Origin of the sequence: Mesorhizobium sp. WSM4307 (assembly GCF_007003945.1) — a bacterium.
Lineage (GTDB): Bacteria > Pseudomonadota > Alphaproteobacteria > Rhizobiales > Rhizobiaceae > Mesorhizobium.
The window spans coordinates 524439-530711 of the sequence record NZ_VFTB01000005.1; the positions used below are offsets into that span (position 1 = coordinate 524439).

Genomic DNA, 6273 nt, shown 5'->3' on the forward strand with positions numbered 1-6273 from the left:
GCGTCACTCTGCCGCCGATGCCAGCGGCCTCACCCTGGCCATCATCGAACGCAGCACCGCCGGTTTCAGCGGCTTGTTGATCACCGCAATATCGAGCCCAGCTGCCGCCGCCCGCACCTCGTTGGACCGGTCGGCGGTGACCAGCACGGCGGTCAGGTCGTTGCCATGGGTCGCACGCAGCCGGGCGATGATATCGAGGCCGGTTTCGCCGTCGAGATGGTAATCGGCAAGCACGATATCCGGGCGGTGTAGCGCGGCGTTCTCCAGATCCCGTGAGCCGGACACGGTATCAACCTTGCATCCCCAGCCTTCGAGCAGCAGCCGCATGCCCTCCAGGATGCGGGCGTCATTGTCGATACACAGCACATGCAGCCCGGCGAGCGAAGCCGCGGCACGGGCGGGAGCCTTGGTTTCGACCTCGCGTCGCGGCTCCTGCACCGCTGCGACCGGCAGGATGACCGAAAAGCGCGTGCCCTTGCCTGGATTGGAGAAGATGCGGATTTCCAGCCGAAGCACCCGGGCGATGCGGTCCACGATGGAGAGGCCAAGGCCGAGCCCTTCGGCTTCGCGCGCGCCTTCATCGAGCCGGGTGAACTCATGGAAGACCGTGTTCAGCTTCTCGCCGGCAATGCCGATGCCGGTGTCGATCACCTGGATCTCCGCCAGTTCGCCGCGCCGCCGCACGCCGACCAGGATGCGACCCCTGCGGGTATACTTGATGGCGTTGGAGACAAGATTCTGGATCAGGCGGCGCAACAAATTGCGATCGGTCACCACAGTCAGCGAAGACGGCATGATCGTCAGGCCGAGCTTTTTCTCGGCGGCCATCGGCCGAAAATCATTGCCGATCTGGCGCAGCAGGCCGTCGAGATTGAAGGCGGTATCGTCCGGCTTCATCGCCCCGGCATCGAGGCGCGAGATGTCGAGCACGGCGCCGAGAATCGTCTCGACCGATTCCAGCGAGGATTCGATATTGACCGCCGCCTTGCCGGCTGGGCCTTTGCCGGCCTTCTCGATCAGCGAGGAACAATAGAGCCGGGCGGCGTTCAGCGGCTGCAGGATGTCGTGGCCGGCGGCGGCGAGGAAGCGCGTCTTGCCGAGATTGGCCTCCTCGGCCAGCATCTGCGCCTGCGCCAGTTCCTCGTTGACCCGGGTCAACTCCTCGTTGACCCGGGTCAGTTCGATGGTGCGGGTCTTGACGCGCTGTTCCAGCGACTCATTGGCGCGCTTCAGCGCCAGATCCTGTTCGACGCGCCCGGAAATGTCGGCATAGGTGGCGACGATGCCGCCATCCGGCATCGGGTTGGAGCGCAGTTCCAGGATGCGGCCGCTGGTCTTCAGTTCCATCTGCCAGGGGCTGACGAAGCTGGTCAGCCGGTTGAGCATCGCCACGCGCTGGTCGGCGGGGATGTCGCCGCGCTCGGCGAGATGGCGTAGAATCTGGTCGAGCGAGACGCCGACCTGGCCCATCTCGTCGGGCAGGTCGAACAGCGCCCGGTACTGGCGGTTCCAGCAGATCAGCCGGAAATCGCGGTCGAAGACGGTGATGCCCTGCTCCATCTGGTCGAGCGCGATCTGCAGGAGGTCGCGGTTGTGCTGCAGCGCCTCGGTGGCGTCGTCGAGCAGGCGGAAGGCATCCCGGGATTCGCGGTCATGGCGCCGGAACAGCAGCGATAGGATCAGCCGCGCCGAGGAGGAGCCGACGGCGCTGGCCAAAAGCTGCTCGGAGAAGCGGATGACCTCCATGCTCGCCTGCTCCTTGCCGTGCAGCGAGGTGCCGTTGGTCTTCTCGAACGACTGGAAGGAACGCTCGGTGCGCTCGACGCCGAGGTAGCGCGCGATCGTGTCCTTGAGGTCGTTGACGGTGATGGCGGTGCGGAAGCGGCGCAGGCTCGGCATCGGACCGGCGTCGCGTGGCACGAAGATCGACGCCTGGATGCGCTCCAGCGGCACCGACGCGCGCGACAGCGAGCCAAGGGCGAAGAACAGCGTGTTGATCGACAGGCTCCACAACACGCCATGGTTCAGCGGTTCGGCGACCGTGCCGAACAGCGCCTGCGGCCGCAATGCCTCGAAACCGAACAGCCCTTGCAAGATGATGTCGGCATCGGGTGCGACAAGCGAGGGCAAAAGCAGTGTGTAGCCCCATATGAGGATGCCGGCGATCATGCCGAGTGCGGCGCCCCTGCCATTGGCGCCGCGCCAGATCAGCCCGCCGATCAGCGCCGGCGCGAACTGCGCGATGGCCGCGAAGGACATCAGCCCGATGGATGACAGCCGCGCGCTGTTGGTGCTCTCGCGATAGTAGAGGAAGGCGATGAACAACAGGATGAAGATCGCCCCCCGCCGCACATTGAGGATGAGCGTCGACCAGTCCTCGTTCTCCGAGGTGGAGGTCTTGAGCAGGCGGCGCACGAACAGCGGAATGACGAGGTCGTTGGAGATCATGATCGAGAGCGCCACGCTTTCGACGATGACCATGGCCGTTGCCGCTGACAGGCCGCCGATGAAGGCCGCCATGGCGAGCACGTCGTGGCCGCTGAACAGGGGCAGTGACAGCACGTAGAGATCGCTGCTGGTGCCGGTGCCGACCAGCGACAGGCCGGCAAAGGCGATCGGCAGCACGAACAGGTTGATCGCCACGAGATAGAGCGGAAACACCCAGGTCGCGGTGCGCAGTTCGGCCTCGCCGCGGTTCTCGACGATGGTGACGTAGAACTGCCGCGGCAGCATGACGATGGCAAAGCCGCTCAGACAAGTCAGCACCAGCCAGGTGGCGAGCGAGGTGTTGTAGCCCATCGCCTGGCGCACTTGTGCATTCTGCGCCAGCTTGGCGAACATGTCGCCCGGGCCGCCGAAGATCAGGAAGGTGACCATCAGACCGATTGCCAGGAAGGCGGCGAGCTTGACCACGGTTTCCACCGCCACCGCCAGCACCAGCCCGTCCTGATGTTCGGTGGCGTCGGCATGGCGTGTGCCGAACAGCACGGCAAACAAGGCCAGCAGCATGGCGACGACCAGCGAGATGTCGCTGACGAACGGATCGAAAGAGGGCGGCGATCCCGTATAGTGCTCGACCATCAGGCTGACCGAGCCGGAAATCGCCTTCAGCTGCAGCGCGATATAGGGCACCGCCCCGATGGTGGCGATCAGCGTGGCGATCGCCGCGACGGTGAAGCTCTTGCCGTAGCGCGCGCCGAGGAAGTCGGCGATCGAGGTGATCTTCTCGGTCTTGGCCAGCCGCACGATGCGGTTGAGCAGCGGAAAACCGAACACGAACACCAGCACCGGGCCGGTATAGATGCCGAGGAATTCGAGGCCGCGTTCGGAGGAGAGCCCGACCGAGCCGAAGAAGGTCCACGAGGTACAATAGATCGCCAGACTGAGCGCATAGATGAAGGGTCGCGCACGACCGGGCCCGGAGATGGCCGAGCGGCGGTCGCCCAGGCTGGCGATGGCGAACAGCAACGTCACATAGGCGATCGCGATGATGACGATGAACAAGCCTTGCACGCCCGGAATTTCCTCCTTTGCAGTCTTTCTGTCCGGCTTGTCCGAACGCAATCACAGCTTGGGTCCCAAGTCCATCACGGCTTTGGGTGCATGAAGCGCGTGATTTCTGGAGGCTAACGGCAGGGAAGGAGAAAGCGATTGCTTTCTCCTTTTTGCCCATGTTGCAACCGGAGGTTTTTGTTATGTTGTCGCCGGGTCGATGCGGCAAGGACGGAACGGCAGCGCGGCCCGCCATGCAAGGAGGGTCGAATGCTGAAAGAATTCCAGGAATTCATTTCCAAGGGTAACGTGATGGACTTGGCCGTCGGCGTCATCATCGGCGCTGCCTTCGGCAAGATCGTCACTTCGCTGGTCGATGATGTCATCATGCCTTTCATTGGCGCGCTCGGAGGGGTCGATTTCAACAACTACTTCATTGGCCTGTCGCACAATGTAACTGCGACCAACCTTGAAGATGCGCGCAAGCAAGGCGCGGTCTTTGCCTATGGCAGCTTCATCACCGTGGCGCTGAACTTCCTGATCATTGCCTTTGTCATCTTCCTGATGGTCAAGGGGGTGAACAATCTGCGCCGGCGGCTCGAGCGCGAGAAGCCGGCTGCCCCGGCCGCGCCGCCCCCCGCCGATGTCGCGCTGCTCACCGAAATCCGCGATCTGCTCGCCAAGCGATAATTCAGCCAGCCATTGCTGGACCAAAACCCCGGTCGTTCGCGGCTGGGGTTTTCTGTTTTCGTATCTGGTAAAGAGCGGCAAGCCTAGAGCAATTCCAGCAAAAAGTGTGAAACGGTTTTCCCGGGAAACCGCGTAGCGCTTTCCCTGGGGAATTGCGTTAAAACAAAGAGTTAGAGCGGGTTGCCGTTTCCGTGAAACGGTGAACTGCTCTAAGGGAAAACGGATTTGTCCATGAGCCTGATCGATAGCTTTCGTGCCGAAGCCCGCGCCGCACCGGAAAGCGGCATTGTCGCCGTCGTCAATTACGGCCGCCTGCGCGAGGGCCTGATCCCGCTCTGGGCCGGCGAGGGCGACCTGCCGACACCCGCCTTCATCACCGATGCCGCGTCGAAGGCGCTGGCCGGCGGCGAGACGTTCTACACCTGGCAGAGGGGCATCCCCGACCTCAGGCAGGCGCTGGCACGCTACTACGCCAGGCATTTCGGCAAGACGTTCCCGGAGGAGCAATTCATCGTCACTGGATCCGGCATGCATGCCATCCAGATGTCCCTTACCGCTCTCGCCGGCGCCGGCGACGAGGTGATCTATCTGTCGCCGGCCTGGCCGAATTTCGACGCTGCCGCCGCCCTGTCGGGAGCCGTTCCGGTGCCGGTCACGCTCGATCATTCCGGCAATGGCTGGTCCTGCGACGTCGAGAAGATCGCCGCGGCGATCACGCCGCGCACCAAGGCGCTGTTCATCAACACGCCGTCGAACCCGACCGGCTGGACCGCCGATCACGAGACCTTGCAGGCCATCCTCGACCTGGCGCGCGCCAAGAACGTCTGGATCATCGCCGACGAGATCTATTCGCTGTTCCACTATGGCCATGGTCGTGCGCCGTCCTTCCTCGACATCGCGACGGAGGAGGACCGCATCCTGTTCGTCAACTCCTTTTCCAAGAACTGGGCGATGACCGGCTGGCGCGTCGGCTGGATAAAGACGCATCCGAGCCTGCAGCAGGTGTTCGAGAACCTGATCCAGTATTCGAATTCCGGTGTTGCCCAGTTCATGCAGCGCGGCGCGGTGGCCGCGCTTGACGAGGGCGATGGCTTCGTCGCCGAACAGGTGGAGCGGGCGAGAAAGGCGCGCGACCTGGTCTGCGGCATTCTCGGCGCCACCGGCCGTGCGCGGTTTACCGTGCCGCAGGGCGCCTTCTATCTGTTCTTCACCGTCGACGGCATCACCGATTCCCGCACCGCCGCCTTCGACATCGTCGACAAGGCCAATGTCGGCCTGGCGCCCGGCACCGCCTTCGGCCCCGGCGGCGAAGCCTTCCTCAGGCTGTGCTTCCACCGCCGCCTCGACCAGATCGAGGACGCCGCGCACCGGCTGGCGAAATGGATGAAGACTATTTAGCCAGCCCGCGTCGGCTGGCAGTCGAGCCGCGTTTCAACCGCCGGACTTGGGCACCAGGAGCGGAACGATCCGATCGCTCTTCGCAACAACGGGCCGTCCTGCCGAGCCGTAGGGAATGCCGAGCGCGTCCCAGGTCTCGACCAGCGCGTCCTGCAGCTCGGCGATCAGCGCATCGGAATGGAACGGTGTCGGCGTGATGCGCAGACGTTCGGTGCCGCGCGGCACGGTCGGGTAGTTGATCGGCTGGATGTAGATGCCGTGCACGCCGAGCAGGCGGTCGCTGGCCATCTTGCAGAGTTCGGGATCGCCGACCAGCACCGGCACGATATGGGTTGGCGAGTCCATCACCGGCAGGCCGGCGGCCGACAGGATCTGCTTGGTCCGCGCGGCCTGCCGCTGCTGGGCGTCGCGCTCGGCCTGCGAGTGCTTGAGATGGCGGATCGAGGTGGTGGCCGCGGCCGCGATCGCCGGCGGCAGCGCCGTGGTGAAGATGAAGCCCGGCGCATAGGAGCGCACCGCGTCGATCACCGCGCTGGTGCCGGTGATATAGCCGCCCAGCGTGCCGAATGCCTTGGCCAGCGTGCCTTCGATGATGTCGATGCGGTCGGCCAGGCCTTCGCGCTCGGTGATGCCGCCGCCGCGCGGTCCGTACATGCCGACCGCATGCACCTCGTCGATATAGGTCATGGCGTT

Annotated in this window: 4 protein-coding genes; 2 read left to right on the top strand and 2 right to left on the bottom strand. The window is 64.2% G+C overall.

Going from position 1 to position 6273, the window contains the following annotated elements; translation table 11 throughout:
• Positions 1-3: 3 nt before the first annotated feature.
• Positions 4-3513 carry a PAS domain-containing hybrid sensor histidine kinase/response regulator gene (locus tag FJV83_RS15195; protein WP_142886610.1) on the bottom strand — a complete coding sequence of 1170 codons (3510 nt, stop codon included), beginning with the start codon at positions 3511-3513 and terminating at the stop codon, positions 4-6.
• Between the two features lie 249 nt (positions 3514-3762).
• Here FJV83_RS15195 and mscL point away from each other — a divergent pair, with 249 nt between their 5' ends.
• Positions 3763-4182, top strand: coding sequence for a large conductance mechanosensitive channel protein MscL (mscL, locus tag FJV83_RS15200; RefSeq protein WP_027047745.1), 420 nt, complete (start codon positions 3763-3765; stop codon positions 4180-4182).
• Positions 4183-4413: 231 nt separating this feature from the next.
• Complete coding sequence (locus tag FJV83_RS15205; protein WP_095791868.1) at positions 4414-5580, top strand: pyridoxal phosphate-dependent aminotransferase; 1167 nt, start codon at positions 4414-4416, stop codon at positions 5578-5580.
• 33 nt (positions 5581-5613) lie between these two features.
• On the opposite strand, the gene FJV83_RS15210 is transcribed toward FJV83_RS15205, so the two are convergent.
• Positions 5614-6273 (bottom strand): aminotransferase class I/II-fold pyridoxal phosphate-dependent enzyme (locus FJV83_RS15210; RefSeq protein WP_142886611.1); only part of this gene is annotated, 660 nt, incomplete at its 5' end.

Coding starts and splice junctions, on each gene's coding strand:
- mscL (WP_027047745.1), top strand. CDS start 3,763: ATGCTGAAAGAATTCCAGGAATTCATTTCCAAGGGTAACGTGATGGAC.
- FJV83_RS15205 (WP_095791868.1), top strand. CDS start 4,414: ATGAGCCTGATCGATAGCTTTCGTGCCGAAGCCCGCGCCGCACCGGAA.